This is a genomic window from Salipiger abyssi, from assembly GCF_001975705.1.
Taxonomy (GTDB): domain Bacteria; phylum Pseudomonadota; class Alphaproteobacteria; order Rhodobacterales; family Rhodobacteraceae; genus Salipiger; species Salipiger abyssi.
In genome coordinates this window covers 178,330-192,386 of sequence record NZ_CP015091.1, presented here as the reverse complement: position 1 = coordinate 192,386, position 14,057 = coordinate 178,330, and the positions used below count along the sequence as shown (strand labels likewise).

General features: G+C 65.2%; 13 protein-coding genes and 1 pseudogene. 10 read left to right on the top strand and 4 right to left on the bottom strand.

Annotated elements, in window-relative coordinates:
* Window positions 1-44: 44 nt before the first annotated feature.
* Both Ga0080574_RS02400 and Ga0080574_RS02395 read right to left on the bottom strand, forming a co-directional pair.
* Complete coding sequence (locus tag Ga0080574_RS02400) at window positions 45-953, bottom strand: sugar kinase (protein ID WP_076694955.1); 909 nt, start codon at window positions 951-953, stop codon at window positions 45-47.
* 12 nt (window positions 954-965) lie between these two features.
* Entirely contained in the window at window positions 966-2,759 is a 1,794-nt protein-coding gene (locus Ga0080574_RS02395; protein ID WP_076694952.1) for an IlvD/Edd family dehydratase, read from the bottom strand.
* A 129-nt stretch (window positions 2,760-2,888) separates the two neighbouring features.
* Here Ga0080574_RS02395 and Ga0080574_RS02390 point away from each other — a divergent pair, with 129 nt between their 5' ends.
* On the top strand, window positions 2,889-3,593 hold the full coding sequence (locus Ga0080574_RS02390; protein ID WP_076694949.1) for a FadR/GntR family transcriptional regulator: 705 nt from the start codon (window positions 2,889-2,891) through the stop codon (window positions 3,591-3,593).
* Here the strand turns inward: Ga0080574_RS02390 and Ga0080574_RS02385 are convergent.
* The gene (locus Ga0080574_RS02385; RefSeq protein ID WP_156876243.1) at window positions 3,590-4,477 is read right to left on the bottom strand and encodes a LysR family transcriptional regulator; all 888 of its coding nucleotides are present in this window, start codon (window positions 4,475-4,477) and stop codon (window positions 3,590-3,592) included. The two genes, Ga0080574_RS02390 and Ga0080574_RS02385, sit on opposite strands and share 4 nt — an antisense overlap.
* A gap of 124 nt (window positions 4,478-4,601) precedes the next feature.
* Here Ga0080574_RS02385 and Ga0080574_RS02380 point away from each other — a divergent pair, with 124 nt between their 5' ends.
* The 7 genes from Ga0080574_RS02380 to Ga0080574_RS02350 all read left to right on the top strand — a co-directional run bounded on the left by Ga0080574_RS02380 (window position 4,602) and on the right by Ga0080574_RS02350 (window position 11,343).
* The gene (locus Ga0080574_RS02380) at window positions 4,602-5,579 is read left to right on the top strand and encodes a Bug family tripartite tricarboxylate transporter substrate binding protein (protein WP_076694943.1); all 978 of its coding nucleotides are present in this window, start codon (window positions 4,602-4,604) and stop codon (window positions 5,577-5,579) included.
* Between the two features lie 72 nt (window positions 5,580-5,651).
* Entirely contained in the window at window positions 5,652-7,133 is a 1,482-nt protein-coding gene (locus tag Ga0080574_RS02375; RefSeq protein WP_076695100.1) for a sulfatase-like hydrolase/transferase, read from the top strand.
* Between the two features lie 22 nt (window positions 7,134-7,155).
* Complete coding sequence (locus Ga0080574_RS02370; RefSeq protein ID WP_198039717.1) at window positions 7,156-7,638, top strand: tripartite tricarboxylate transporter TctB family protein; 483 nt, start codon at window positions 7,156-7,158, stop codon at window positions 7,636-7,638.
* Between the two features lie 10 nt (window positions 7,639-7,648).
* A complete protein-coding gene (locus Ga0080574_RS02365) occupies window positions 7,649-9,124 on the top strand; it encodes a tripartite tricarboxylate transporter permease (RefSeq protein ID WP_076694939.1) in 1,476 nt (491 codons plus the stop codon).
* 19 nt (window positions 9,125-9,143) lie between these two features.
* Window positions 9,144-10,049 carry a sulfite exporter TauE/SafE family protein gene (locus tag Ga0080574_RS02360; RefSeq protein WP_076694937.1) on the top strand — a complete coding sequence of 302 codons (906 nt, stop codon included), beginning with the start codon at window positions 9,144-9,146 and terminating at the stop codon, window positions 10,047-10,049.
* Window positions 10,046-10,795, top strand: coding sequence for a TIGR02186 family protein (locus Ga0080574_RS02355; protein ID WP_076694935.1), 750 nt, complete (start codon window positions 10,046-10,048; stop codon window positions 10,793-10,795). The genes Ga0080574_RS02360 and Ga0080574_RS02355 overlap by 4 nt, the downstream gene beginning before the upstream one ends.
* Before the next feature lie 302 nt (window positions 10,796-11,097).
* Window positions 11,098-11,343 carry a helix-turn-helix domain-containing protein gene (locus Ga0080574_RS02350; protein ID WP_076694933.1) on the top strand — a complete coding sequence of 82 codons (246 nt, stop codon included), beginning with the start codon at window positions 11,098-11,100 and terminating at the stop codon, window positions 11,341-11,343.
* A gap of 95 nt (window positions 11,344-11,438) precedes the next feature.
* On the opposite strand, the pseudogene Ga0080574_RS02345 reads toward Ga0080574_RS02350, so the two are convergent.
* A pseudogene (locus Ga0080574_RS02345) lies at window positions 11,439-12,089 on the bottom strand (acetyl-CoA C-acyltransferase); the annotation flags it as partial.
* Between Ga0080574_RS02345 and Ga0080574_RS02340 the strand changes: the two are divergent.
* On the top strand, window positions 12,088-12,426 hold the full coding sequence (locus tag Ga0080574_RS02340; RefSeq protein ID WP_156876241.1) for a hypothetical protein: 339 nt from the start codon (window positions 12,088-12,090) through the stop codon (window positions 12,424-12,426). The pseudogene Ga0080574_RS02345 and the gene Ga0080574_RS02340 overlap by 2 nt on opposite strands.
* Window positions 12,427-12,980: 554 nt before the next feature.
* The gene (locus tag Ga0080574_RS02330) at window positions 12,981-13,661 is read left to right on the top strand and encodes a TetR/AcrR family transcriptional regulator (protein ID WP_083716734.1); all 681 of its coding nucleotides are present in this window, start codon (window positions 12,981-12,983) and stop codon (window positions 13,659-13,661) included.
* Window positions 13,662-14,057: the final 396 nt, after the last annotated feature.

The window sequence follows — 14,057 nt, the reverse complement described above, 5'->3', positions numbered from 1 at the left end:
ACAAGGGCCGGGGCGGAAGATCCGCGCCGGCCCGTTCATATCCCTCAACCGGCAAGCCGGTCGAACGGAATCAGCGCCCCGCGCCAGCCGACGACCTTCCGCGCCAGCGCCTGGGCCTGCGCTACCGCCTCTTGCGCATCGCTCCCCGTCAGCCGCGCCGCCAGATAGCCGCCGTTGAAACTGTCCCCGGCACCGGTGGTGTCGATCGGGCGTGCCACCGCCTCGGGCGTGCGGGTGAAGCGCGCGCCCTCCGCCACGACATGCACCGGCCCCGCGCCGTTCTTCACCACCACCTCGGCACAGCCGAGCGCCGTATAGCGGGCCAGCGTCGCCTCCGGATCGGCATCGCCGAAATGCGCCGCCTCGTCATCGAAACTGGGCAATGCGATGCCCGCCAGCGCGGCAAAGCGCGTCACCTCGCGGCACATGGTCTCGCTGTCTTCCCAGAGACGCGGACGCAGGTTCGGGTCGAAGACCACCTTCACCGTATCGGGCAGCGCCGCAAGCGCCGCGTGCAACCGGTCGCGATCCTCCTGTGGCAGGATCGCGACGGTGATGCCCGAAAGGTGGATCACGTCGCAGCCCTCCAAGGCCGCCGCCAGCCGCGCCGGATCCTCAGCCAATGTGCGCGCGGCAGAACTGTCGCGCCAATAGGTAAAGCTGCGCTCGCCATCCTTCAGGGCGATCATATAAAGCCCCAGCGTGCGTTTGGGATGGGTGAAGAGCCGATCGGCCTCGATCCCCGCCCCCTCCAGCAGCGCCCGCAGCCCCGCCGAAGGCTCGTCCGCCCCGACCCCGGTGTAATAGGCCACCTGCCAGCCGGACGGCAGCATGGCGCGGGCATACCAGGCAGTGTTCAGCGTGTCGCCCGCATGGCCTGCGCGAAACAGCCCCGGCTCGCCCGAGGGCGCCAGTTCGACAAGGGCCTCGCCCACGGATAGCAGCCTTGGCATTGTGTCGCCTCCTCAGTGATTGTTGCGCGGCATATGCTTGCGCGCGATATCGCGGAACTCCGGCGCGCCCTTCAGCACCATGCCGTCGCAGAGCTGCGCCACACCGGCGCGGAACATCGCCTGCCACGGCGTCTGGCTTTCCGGCACGGCATAGCCGCCCTCCGCCTCCAGCGCCGCACGACGCTCGGCCAGCTCTGCCTCGGTCAGCTTCACATCGACCCGCGCCTTGCGCAGATCCACGCGGATGCGGTCGCCATTGCGCAAAAGCGCCAGATTGCCGCCAGCCGCCGCCTCGGGCGAGGCATTGAGGATCGAAGCAGACCCGGAGGTGCCCGATTGCCGCCCGTCGCCGATACAAGGCAGCGCCTGCACGCCCTGTTTCAGCAGATAGGCGGGCGGGCGCATGTTCACCACCTCCGCCGCGCCGGGATAGCCCAGCGGCCCCGCCCCGCGCATCACCAGCACCGCGTCCGGCCCGACCGCCAATGCCGGGTCGTCGATGGTTGCGTGGAAATGCTCCGGCCCGTCGAAGACGAAGACCGTGCCTTCGAAGGCCTCGGGGTCGTCGGGGTTGGACAGGTAGCGGGCGCGGAAATCCTCGGAAATCACCGAGGTCTTCATGATCGCGCTGTCAAAGAGATTGCCCTTGAGGTTCATGAACCCCGCATGCGCCAGCAGCGCGCCATCGACCGGGCGCACCACCTCGGGCTCGTGGCTGCGGATGGCCCCCGCCGAAAGCGGCTGGCCCGCGACAGTGCCCGCCTGCGGATGCGGCAGCAGACCGGCCTCGATCAGCTCGCCCAGAATCGCGGGCACGCCGCCCGCACGCTGGAAATCCTCGCCCAGATAGATCCCGGCGGGCTGCATATTGGCCAGCAGCGGCACCTTGTGGCCCAGCCGCTGCCAGTCGTCATTCTCGAGCGTCACCCCCGCATGGGCGGCAATCGCATTGATATGGATCGGCGCATTGGTGGATCCGCCAAGCGCCGAACAGCCGACAATGGCGTTCTCGAAGGCCGCACGTGTGAGGATGTCGAGCGGGCGCAGATCCTCCCACACCATCTCGACGATGCGCGCGCCGGTGGCCCGCGCCATCTGCCCGCGCTCGCGATAGGGCGCCGGGATCGCGGCGGAGCCGGGCAGCTGCATCCCCAGGATCTCGGCCAGCGAGTTCATCGTCGAGGCGGTGCCCATCGTGTTGCAATAGCCCACCGACGGTGCCGAGGAGGCCACGAGGTCGAAGAACCCGTCATCGTCGATTTCGCCCGCCGCGTGCTGTTCGCGCGCCTTCCAGATCACGCTGCCCGATCCGGCGCGCTCGCCATTGAACCAGCCGTTCAGCATCGGCCCGACGGAAAAGGCGATGGCGGGAATGTTCACCGTCGCCGCCGCCATCAGCAGTGCCGGCGTGGTCTTGTCGCAGCCGATGGTCAGCACCACCCCGTCGATCGGATAGCCGTGCAGCGCCTCGACCAGCCCGAGATAGGCGAGGTTGCGGTCAAGGCTCGCCGTGGGGCGCTTGCCGGTCTCCTGAATCGGATGCACCGGGATCTCCATCGGGATGCCGCCGGCGGCGATGATGCCGTCGCGCACCCGCTTGGCCAACTCGATATGGTGGCGGTTGCAGGGCGACAGATCGCTGCCGGTCTGGGCAATGCCGATGATCGGCTTGCCGCCCTGAAGCTCTTCGCGCGTCAGCCCGTAATTGAGATAGCGTTCCAGATAGAGCGCCGTCATCTCCGGATCGTCGGGGTTGTTGAACCATTTGGCGGAACGCAGGTCCTGCGGGCGGATCTTGGCGGTCATCTTAGGCACCTCCTGAGGGGCGGCGCCGGTCGGCGGTTGCAGCCGGGCCGGTCGCGGGGCAAACTCTGTTGCGGCAGTATTGGCATTTTGGACCATCAGAATGCAAGGAATTGTAGGATAGGTTTGCCGATGACCGATGAGAAAAAGCCCGGGCGGGTCGATCAGGTGATGCAAGACCTGCGCCGGATGATCCGCGATGAAGGCCTGAAGGTGGGCGACGCGATGCCCGCCGAGCAGACCATCGCCTCCGGGCTGGGCGTGTCGCGCAACGTGGTGCGCGAGGCGATGCGGGCGCTCGCCGCGCTTGGCGTGGTCGAAGTCGGCAATGGCCGCCGCGCCCGCGTCGCCGGGGTCAGCCCCACCGCCATGGCCACACTGCTGGATCACGCCGCCTATACCGGCGAACTGACGCTGCAACAGATGATGGATGTGCGCCGCACGCTTGAGATTCGCGCCGCGGCGCTCGCCGCGTTGCGCCGGAGCGAGGCGCAGGCGCGGCGCATGACCGAGATCGCCGACGCCATGCTGGCCGGAATCGATGGCGACCCGGACGAGATCCGGGAGCTGGATGTGGCCCTGCATACCGAGATCGGCGCCGCCTCGGGCAATGCGCTCTTTGCGCTGCTCATCGAAAGCTACGGCGCCATCACACGGCGTATCTGGGAGATCGGCTGGCAGGCGCGTGCCTCTCGCGAAAACCGGCTGGAGAACCTTCACTGCCATGCTCGCCTTGCCGCCGCCATCGCCGCCCGCGACAGCGTGCAGGCCGAACACGTAATGACCGAGCATTTCGACAGCGCCATTGCCGCGCTGGTGCGGGCGGGCGTGACCTAACCCCGGTTGCGCAGCTCCAGTGCGAAGGCGAAGAAAGCCTGCACCAGCGCGTTGGTGTCATGCTCGCGGCTGCACGCGTGCAGCACCGCTTCCGGCGCGTCTTCATCGCGAATCGGGCGGTAGCAGACACCGGGAATCGACAGGCCGGTGGCCGAGCGCGGCAGAATCGTGAACCCGCCCCCCGCCGCCACCAGCGCGATGATCGCCGGCAGCTGGTTGACCTCCTGCCCGATGCCGAGGTGAAATCCGTGCCGCTCGAACAACGCCGCGAACTGGCCGCGCAGGTAGTTCGACTTGCGCCCGGCGGCGGCGATAAAGGTCATGCCGCCAAGCGCGCGCACCGGCACCGTGTCCTGCCGTACCAGCGGGTCGCCATCGGACAGCGCGACGAAATAGCGTTCGCGCATCACCTCATGCACCCGCAGCGTGTCGGTGGGCAACGGCCGGGTCAGCGCCACGTCGATATCCCCCCGCACCAGCGCATCGGGAATGTCGGGGGAGATCATCTCGACCAGCTCGATCTGCGCATTGGGAAAGCGCCGCCGCAGCCGGGTAATCACATGAGGGACAAGGTGAAAACTCGCATTCTCGACAAAGCCCACGCGCAGAAATCCCTCGTCGCCCCGCGCGATGCGGCCCGCGCGGGCCAGCACAGTGTCGATGCGGGTCAGCAGCTCGGGAAGATCGCCCACCAGCGCGGTGCCCGCAGGCGTCAGCACCACATGCCGCTGGCCCCGGTCGAAGAGCGTCATGCCGATCTCGGTTTCGACCTTCTGGATCTTTTGCGACAGCGCCGGCTGGCTGATGCCGAGCTTGCGCGCGGCGCGGGCAAAATGCAGTTCTTCGGCGAGAACGACGATCGCCCGCATCTGTCCCGTGTCCATCTTGCCCCCGAAGAATGATAAGCATCACTTATTTCTTAATTATGCACCTATGGCAACACTTATCAGTCCGATCCGGGCCGCGCTCAGGATCCATCGACAGAAGGAGGAGGAACTCTTGCAACACATGTTCACCATCACCCGCCGTGCCCTCATGCTGGCAGGCGCCGCCGCGCTCGGCCTGACCGCAGCGCCCGCGCTGGCCCAGGACGGCTGGCCGCAGAACCCCATCAACATCATCGTGCCCTACCCGCCGGGCGGCAACACCGACCTCATCGCGCGCACCCTGGCAGAACCGCTCTCGGAACTGCTGGGCCAGCCCGTGGTGATCGAGAACCGTGGCGGCGCCGGTGGCACCGTGGGCGTGGGCGAAGCCTCGCGCGCCGAGGCGGACGGCTACACGCTGGTCGTGGGCGACATCGCCACCATGGGCATCAACCCGCATGTCTATGACAACCTCGTTTACGAACCGCTGGAAGATTTCGACCCGGTGATCCAGATCACCTCGATCCCGCTGGTCATGGGCGTCGGCCCCCGGCTCGAAGAGGTCACCGACCTGCCCGACCTGATCGCGCGGGCCAAGGACGATCCCGAATATCTCGATTATGCCTCCGCCGGTGTCGGCACCGCACAGCACCTGGCCTTTGAGCTCTTCCGCTCCATTGCCGGGATCGAGGCACTGCACATCCCTTATCAGGGCTCGGCCCCGGCGCGCACCGCGCTGATGAGCGGCGAGGTCGGCGTGATGATCGACGGCACGCTGGTGCCGATGATCAAGGACGGCACCCTGCGTGCGCTGGCGGTCACCTCGGAAGAGCGGGTCGCCGCCCTGCCCGACGTGCCGACGATGAAGGAACAGGGTGTCGACATGGTCTATACCTCGTGGCACGGCATCATGGCGCCCAAGGGCACCGATCCCGAAATCATCGGCAAGGTGAATGGCGCGCTGGACGAAATCCTCGCCCGGCCCGAGATCCAGGAGCGGTTCGGCGCCCTGAACATCGGCCTTGTCGGCGGCAGCCCCGAGGAGTTCACCGCCTTTGTGACCGAGCAGGCCGACACGCTCGGCAAGCTGGTCGAGATGTCGGGCGCCAGCCGCGACTGATCTCGATCCACGGGCGCCGGCCCACCCGGCGCCCGCTTTTCCACGAATTTTCCGACGAACCCGAGGTGGATGATGTCCGATCAACCGCATGTGCTTTTTGTCACCGTGGACCAGTGGCCCGCGCATCTGCTGGGCTGCATGGGCCATCCCGACATCGAGACCCCGACGCTCGACATGCTGGCGCGCTCCGGCACGCTCTACCGCAACTGCTATGCCGAAACGCCGATCTGCATCCCCTCGCGCCGCTCGATGATGACGGGCCTGACTGCGCGCGGACATGGCGACCGCGATTTCCAGCCGGCGCTGCGAATGCCCGCAAAGGCGCAGACGCTGGCGGGGGCCTTTTCCGCCGCCGGCTATCAGACCGGCGCCATCGGCAAGCTGCATGTCTTCCCGCCGCGCGACCGCATCGGCTTTGACGACGCGCTGCTGGCCGAAGAAGGCCGCGGCCATCTCGGCGGACCCGACGATTACGAGATGTTCCTCGCCGACCGAGGCCATCCGGGCGAACAGTTCACCCACGGCATGAGCAACAACGAATACGGCTGGAACACCTGGCATCTGGACGACGACCTGCATGTGACCAACTGGACCACGCGCACCGCCGCGCGGCAGATCAAGCGGCGCGACCCCACACGGCCCGGTTTCTGGCACGTCTCCTACACCCATCCCCACCCGCCGCTGGTGCCGCTGCAACGCTATTTCGACCGCTACGCCCGCCGCGGCGTGGCGGACCCGCTGCAAAGCGACTGGTCGGCCGAGACCGCCGCGATGCCCGCGCTGCTGCGCTCGGTGCGGGGCTATTACGCGGCGCTGCCGCCCGCGCAGCTTGCCGATACGCGGCGCGCGTTCTATGCGCTCTGCACGCATATCGACCACCAGATCCGCCTGCTGATCGGCACGCTGCGCGAGGAAGGGATCCTTGACGACACCATTATCGTCTTTTGCTCGGACCACGGCGACATGCTGGGCGATCACGGCATGTTCGGCAAACGGCTGATGTACGATGCATCGGCCAATGTACCGCTGCTGGTGATCGACACCCGCAGGCACGACCGCATCGGGCGCAATGCCACCAGCGACCGGCTGGTCGCGCTGCACGATCTGATGCCGACAATGCTCGACATGGCAGGCGTGGCGATCCCCGAAGGCGTCGAGGGCAGCTCGCTGCTGGCGCCCGACACTCGCGATCACCTCTATGGCGAAAGCCAGTCCGGGGCCAAGGCCACGCGGATGATCCGCGACCGCCAGCACAAGCTGATCTGGTATCCCGCCGGCAACCGCTTCCAGCTCTTCGACATGATGGAAGACCCGCGCGAACAGCACGATCTGGCCGCCGATCCGGCCCAGGCCGAAACGCTGGAAAAGATGAAGACGCTGCTGCGCGGACATCTCTATGGCAGCGATCTCGACATGATCGAGGGCGACCGCTTTGTCGGTCTCCCCGAACCCGCCGATGCCACTCCCGACAATCGCGGATTGTCGGGCCAGCGCGGCTTTCACTATCCGCAGGTTCCGGCCAGCGACCCGTCCGTCGCCGTCGGCTCGGCCTGAACGCGACCCAGGGAGGGTAAACGTGACACGCAGGACATTCGCTCCCGATGCAGGCGGGCTGATCGCCGGAGCCATCATGCTGACCATCGGCATCGGCGTTACCGTGACCTCGGTCGGCTACGGCATCGGCTCGCTGCGCCGCATGGATACAGGGTACTTCCCGATGCTGCTCGGCAGCTGCGCCATCCTTCTGGGGCTGGCGATCACCGTGCGGCACGGCCTCTTCCCCGCCCCGGCAGAGGATGCCGAGCCCGAGACCATCGACTGGACCGAACGCTGGCACAGGCTGCGGCCCATGCTGCTGGTGCCGCTGGGCATCGCCGCCTTCGCCGCGCTGCTGGAAAGTGCCGGGTTGCTGATCGCCACCTTCGCGCTGGTGATGATCTCCGGCCTCGCCGCCGAAAAGCCGAACCTCAAGCGCCTGTTCGTAATCGCGCTGCTGACGCCGGTGGGCGCCTGGGCGATTTTCGTGCTGGGCTTCGGCCTTCCCTTCAAGCTTTACTGAGAGCCCGAACATGGACCTTCTCGCAAATCTCGCGGACGGCGCCAGCATCGCGCTCAGCTGGTCGGCCGTCTTCTACTGCTTCCTCGGCGTGACGCTCGGAATGATCGTGGGCGTGCTGCCCGGCATCGGCCCCCTGCCCGCCATCGCCATGCTGCTGCCGCTGACCTTCTATATCGATCCGTCCGAGGCGATCATCATGCTCGCCGGGATCTATTACGGCGGGCAATATGGCGGCTCGACCGCCTCGATCCTGTTGAACCTGCCCGGCACGCCCGCCGCCGCCGTCACCTGTCTCGAAGGCTATCCGATGGCCAAGAAGGGTCGCGCCTCGGTGGCGCTCTTCATGACCGCCATCGCCTCGCTGGTGGGGTCGATGGTGGGCATCGTCCTGGTTGCCTCGTTCGCGCCTGTGCTGGCCCGCTTCGCGCTTGAATTCGGTGCCGCCGAGTATTTCTCTCTGATGGTATTCGCCCTGTTTGCCGCTGCCGCCGTGGGCGGGTCCGACATTCTGAAATCGCTGTCGATGGTGGTGATCGGGCTGATCCTCGGCATCGTCGGGCAGGACGTCACCTCGGGCACCTTCCGCTTCACCTTCGGCCTGCCCGCCATCGCCGACGGGCTGAACATCGTGGCGGTGGCCATGGGGGTCTTTGGCGTCTCCGAGATCATCTCGACCATCGCGATGCGCAGCCACGCCACCACTTTCGAGAAATTTTCCTTCTCCTCGATGATGCCTACCCGCGAGGAATGGCGCCAGTCCGCCCCCGCCATGGGGCGCGGCTCGGCCATCGGCGCGGTGGCGGGCATCCTGCCCGGCGCCGGCGCGGCCATGGCCTCATTCGTCGCCTATGCGGTGGAGCTGCGCCTCAGCCGCGTGCCGCATCTCTTCGGCAAGGGCCGGATCGAGGGGCTGACCGCGCCGGAAAGCGCCAACAACGCCACCGCGCAGGCGGCCTTTATCCCGACGCTGACGCTGGGCGTGCCCGGCGACGCCGTCATGGCGGTGATGATCGGCGCGCTGATGATCCACGGCATCACGCCGGGGCCGACCTTCATCGCCGAGAACCCGACGATGTTCTGGGGGCTGGTGGTCAGCTTTTTCGTCGGCAACCTGCTGCTGGTGCTGCTCAACATCCCCTTCGTGGGGATCTGGACGCGGCTCTTGCAGGTGCCCTACAACGCGCTCTTCCCGATCATCCTGGTACTGGTCTCCATCGGCGTCTATTCGATCAACTCCTCGGTGGTGGATATCTACCTCGTGCTGGGATTCGGCATCTTCGGCCTTGTCATGGCGCGGCTCGGCTTTCCGCCGGCGCCGCTGGTGCTGGCCTTCATTCTCTCGCCGATGATGGAGGAGAATTTCCGGCGTGCCTTGCTGCTGTCGCGTGGCGATTTCAGCACCTTCGTCACATCTCCGATTTCAGCCGTGTTTCTCGGGTTGTGCCTCGTCGCCCTGCTGATAATGGTCTTTTCCAAAAAGATGTGACCGCTAACGCCAGGACAGGATGCACATTTACCTCCCCGTTGCCGAAATTCCCGTGAACCTCTTCCTCATCGTGGGGCTGGGGGCCTTCGTCGGGATCATGTCCGGGCTCTTCGGGGTCGGCGGCGGCTTCATCCTGACGCCGCTGCTGTTCTTCATCGGCATCCCGCCAGCGGTCGCCGTGTCGACCCAGGCGGTGCAGATCGTCGCCTCCTCCTGCTCCGGGGCACTCGCGCATTGGCGCCGCAAGACACTCGACATCCGAATGGGCACCGTGCTGCTCATCGGGGGTCTGGTCGGATCGACATTGGGGGTCTGGCTATTCGCTTTCCTGCGCTCGCTGGGTCAGATCGACCTCGCGGTGCAGCTTTTCTACGTGGTCTTCCTCGGCTTCATCGGGCTCATGATGTTCGTGGAGAGCCTCAAAGCGCTGCGCGGCCGCAGCGCCCCGCGCAAACGCGGGCATGGCTGGGGTCAGGGTTGGCCTCTCAAGGTGAAGTTCCGCACATCCGGCCTCTATATCTCGGCCATCCCGCCGCTGCTGGTGGGGCTGCTTTGCGGCGTGCTGGCGGCGATCATGGGTGTGGGCGGCGGTTTTATCATGCTGCCCGCGATGATCTACCTGCTGAAAATGCCCACCAAGGTCGTCGTCGGTACGTCGCTGTTCCAGATCACCTTTGTTTCCGTCTTCACCACCATATTGCACTCAGCCACCAACCACACGGTGGATATCGTGCTGGCGCTGCTGCTGCTGATCGGCGGTGTCGTGGGCGCACAGCTGGGCACGCGCTTTGGGGCAAGGTTACGCGGCGAACAGCTACGCATCCTGCTGTCGATCCTGGTGCTCGGGGTCAGCGCCAAGGTTGCGGTCGATCTAGTTCGGATGCCTGCGGAAGCGTTCGCGCTGTTCTGGGAGGCAACGCGATGAGGAAAGCCCTGGCGCTGCTTCTGGCGCTCCTCCCCGCCGCCGGGAATGCGGCCGATGCACCCGAGGCCACCTTTGCCCTCAGTCTCGACGAGGTGGAGATCACCACCGGATTCCATGGCGCCGAACTGCTGGTCTTTGGAGCCCCCACCGGGGGGACCGCGGGCAACTACGACGTGGTCATCACGGTCACCGGCCCGCCCGGCCGCGCCACGCTGCGCCGCAAGGAACAGGTCGCCGGTATCTGGATGTTCACCCGCGAAGCCCAGTTCGTCTGGATGCCCAGCTTCTACACGGTTGCGACGACCGGCCCGCTAGACGAGATCGTCGACCCGGTGGAAAACCTGCGGCACGGCATCGCGCCCAGCACCTATATCCCCGCCCCCATCGGCCTCGAAACCCGCGAAGAGACCGATCTCTACTTCGATGCAATGCGCAGGCTGACCAGCGAAAGCCGCCGCATCACGCTGGAGGAAGGCATTGTCGAACTGTCGCAGGGCGTGTTGTTCCAGGCCCGGATTCCGCTGCCGGTGAGCCTCGTTCCAGGCACCTATGACGTGCGGGTCTTTCTGCTAGAGGACGGTGTGGTGCTAAGCCGTTCGGACGTGGATCTGCCGGTTCGAAAAAGTTCGCTGCAACGCCTGATCTACCGGGCAGCGCAGGATTACGGGCTGCTCTACGGGATCGCCGCCGCGCTGATTGCGCTCTTCGCGGGCTGGCTCGCTTCCGCTATCTTCAGCCGGCGCTAGACCGAATGATCGGGATCACCAGTTGACTGGGCCGGGGGCCTCTCCCGCGGCATTCCCCGTTCAAGGGTTGCGCCAGATTGGCTGGCGTAGTGCCTCCACAATGAACGCGGCGTCGGACATCACTCCTCGCGTGACTCTGCCCAGCCGTGATGAACTTGTCCCTTAGTGCTTCGTTCCATTCCGACGAATGGATCGCACCATCAAACTGTGGGATCAAACACCGAGGGGGGTGCGCTACCCTCGAGCGCGCCTCCTATTAGAAAACAGAGCGTTATCTAGTGGAAAGAGATTGCCATGGAGCCGTGTACAAGCCACTGAGCATCAACGAACGCACGCAGATCGAAGGCCGGAATCTGGCAAAGATCCCCGTCCATGAGATCGCGCGGATCCTGAAGCGCTCGAAAGCCACGATCCATCGCGAGATCAAGCGGAATTGGTTCAGCGACGAAAGCATGGCGCTGAAACTGGCCCCGAACGACGACTTGGGGAACGGCCCAGCTCACCCGTGCGTCGGTTCTTCAGCGCTGCGACAGCCATCTTCAGTCTGAGATCGTCTCCGCCGAGGTTTTGCATCGCACACCACGGCAGGCCGCCGGCACGTCGGAGGCGCTCTCACCTGCGCCCGCGCCGTTCGGGCCCATCGTCATGCCGCGTTCTCAATGACGACGGCGATCCCCTGCCCGCCACCGATGCACATGGTGACCAGCCCGTACCGGCCCCCGATCCGGCGGAGCTCGTACACCAGCTTGACCAGCAGGATCGCCCCCGACGCGCCAATCGGATGACCCAGCGCGACAGCCCCGCCGTTCGGGTTGGTCTTGTCCTCGGGAAACCCCAGCTCTTCGGACACCGCGCAGGCCTGCGCGGCGAAGGCTTCGTTGGATTCGATGACATCCATATCCGAAATGCCGAGCCCCGCCCTCGCCAGTGCCTGCCTGACCGCCGGCACGGGACCGAGCCCCATGACCTCCGGCGCAACACCGCCCAGGCCGTAGGATACGATGCGCGCAAGAGCTGCAATCCCGCGATCAGCCGCAGTGGCCGCGTTCATCAGGACCAGCGCCGCGGCGCCGTCATTAATGCCGGATGCATTGCCCGCCGTGACAGAGCCGTCGCGGTCGAACGCCGGTCTCAGCTTGCCCAGATCCTCGAGCGTCACGTCGGAGCGGACGTGTTCATCGGTGTCGAACATGGTCTCCGAGCGTCCGCGCTTGACGGAAAGCGGAAGGATCTGTTCCCGAAACCGCCCCTCGGCAATCGCCTTGGCCGCCCTTTGGTGGGATGCCACCGTGATGACGCTGACGGACGAAACGATCATCGTGAACGACGGAGGTTTTGCGTCGGAGGCGGTGTATCACACATTCATGCCGGCGGAGGCGGCGATTGCGAAGGGCTACGAGGTTGACGACATAGACGCGACCTATGTCGAAGACCGCTGGACCTGCATGCTGTGGCCTTACAGCGCAGACGGCCGGATGATGGGCGAACACGTCTACACCGCCAAGGGCGAGCTCAGGAAGTGTCCGCCCGACGAGGTCATCACGATGGAAGAGGCGAAAGAAAAACTGACGCCGATGATCGACGAACTCTGGAGCCAGCTGGAGGAAGAGGCGCTGGAGACCGCCGGATAATCTGACGTCTCCCAAAGCTCCTGGGCCATATCACCCGTGCTGGCCCGATGCGGTGTATCCTTCACACAGCGCGTCGGGCCAGCAGCAGTCAGGGTGTTCCCGGGTCTTGAAACGCCAGCTCTCGTTGCCGGTTTCATCGATGTCGCGGTGATGCGTGAGCCGATCACTACTCTCTTGAATCCGAACGGAAATTACGTCGTTTAGACAGAAAGAACTCCTATGAGGCTTTGTGCATGATTCAAGCTGGTCTCTGGGATGGAAACCAGCTTGGCAGGAGGCCTTGTGTCGAACGAGGAAGGGGCCGTCTTTGAGGGTTTCATTCTCGTCGTCCGCGCGCTGAATGGGCGCAAACCCACCAACCACTGCCTCGTTCTTTCCGCCTTTGGCTCCGCCATTTGTCAACATGACCCAGGTGACGTTAGAGATCCGGAAGATGCGGCAGGCTGCGCCCGGCGTCTGTCCGGCGTTATTTGCCGTAGCCTCTTGACCCCGGGCTTCTCAACTGCGCGTCATGCACCCTTGTCGGGAAACGGCGTCTTGTGGCACATGGAGCTATGTCCAGAAAGACAGCAAATAAAAAGGCCTCCGGCGCGGCCGGTGTCGGCTCGCTCGCGCAGGCGCGTGCGAGTGTTCCGTTGGAGCGCGAGCCGCGTACCCTGCGGGAGGAGCAACAGCGCGCCACGCGCTACAAGCTGATTCAGGCGGCCTTCAAGTGCTTTACGCACAAGGGCTTTCACGACACCACGATCGCCGAGATCGTCAAGGCAGCAGGGACGAGCCGGGCCACCTTCTACCTGCATTTCGCCGGCAAGAGCGAGGCACTCGCCGCCTCCTGGGCCGAGCTCGAACAGTCGCGCATGATCGAGCAGTGGCACAAGCTCGATGCGATGGATCCGTGGACGGAAGCCGGCATTCATGGCTGGATGGCGGACATGATCGACGTCTGGGAAGACGCGCGGAATTTTGCGATCGCCTCCAATCAGGCGGTCTCCAGCAATATCGAGATGAGCCAGCAGTGGTTTCGCGGCATCTCCGAGTATATGGAATACGTGCCCAATGTGTTGCGGCGCCTCGCGCAGGACAGCGATAATCCCGCCTATCGATTCATGATGCTTTGCACACAGATGGATCGCAGCGTCTTCATGTACCTGACCGAAAGCTTCCCGGGCACGCGCGACGAGTTCGTCGCCACCCTCGGCGAGTTCTGGCGCGACGCGCTGGTCGAACGGAGCTGAGCGCCCCCGTGGCGCCGCCTTCTCCCATGCCCGTAATACGCGCCGCCCCCCGCTCCGAAGGCATTTGAAATTTCACTAGACACGAATCTAGTTATTTGGCAATTTCGCTATACCGGTGTCAATTGAGTGGCCACAAGGTCAGCCGGTCGCAGCGATGCTGCGGGGAGGAGGGACAATGAACCACTATAAAAGCCCGCAGGGCTTACAGCCTTTGTGTGTCATCACGCGCGCGTCCAGCCGGATCACGCGTCACGCAAGGTGCAGGCTTCCGATCTAGAGCCACACTTACCGCCAAGTCTTTCCGACCGTCCCGTCCGCGCCTCCTGACCGAGCGCGGATGGATCTGACGCATGTGTGCCCGGTACTGCCGGCACGCATCGGACATCAACGCACGTC

Coding starts and splice junctions, on each gene's coding strand:
- Ga0080574_RS02400 (WP_076694955.1), bottom strand. CDS start 953: ATGCCAAGGCTGCTATCCGTGGGCGAGGCCCTTGTCGAACTGGCGCCC.
- Ga0080574_RS02395 (WP_076694952.1), bottom strand. CDS start 2,759: ATGACCGCCAAGATCCGCCCGCAGGACCTGCGTTCCGCCAAATGGTTC.
- Ga0080574_RS02390 (WP_076694949.1), top strand. CDS start 2,889: ATGACCGATGAGAAAAAGCCCGGGCGGGTCGATCAGGTGATGCAAGAC.
- Ga0080574_RS02385 (WP_156876243.1), bottom strand. CDS start 4,477: ATGGACACGGGACAGATGCGGGCGATCGTCGTTCTCGCCGAAGAACTG.
- Ga0080574_RS02380 (WP_076694943.1), top strand. CDS start 4,602: ATGTTCACCATCACCCGCCGTGCCCTCATGCTGGCAGGCGCCGCCGCG.
- Ga0080574_RS02375 (WP_076695100.1), top strand. CDS start 5,652: ATGTCCGATCAACCGCATGTGCTTTTTGTCACCGTGGACCAGTGGCCC.
- Ga0080574_RS02365 (WP_076694939.1), top strand. CDS start 7,649: ATGGACCTTCTCGCAAATCTCGCGGACGGCGCCAGCATCGCGCTCAGC.
- Ga0080574_RS02360 (WP_076694937.1), top strand. CDS start 9,144: ATGCACATTTACCTCCCCGTTGCCGAAATTCCCGTGAACCTCTTCCTC.
- Ga0080574_RS02355 (WP_076694935.1), top strand. CDS start 10,046: ATGAGGAAAGCCCTGGCGCTGCTTCTGGCGCTCCTCCCCGCCGCCGGG.
- Ga0080574_RS02340 (WP_156876241.1), top strand. CDS start 12,088: ATGACGCTGACGGACGAAACGATCATCGTGAACGACGGAGGTTTTGCG.
- Ga0080574_RS02330 (WP_083716734.1), top strand. CDS start 12,981: ATGTCCAGAAAGACAGCAAATAAAAAGGCCTCCGGCGCGGCCGGTGTC.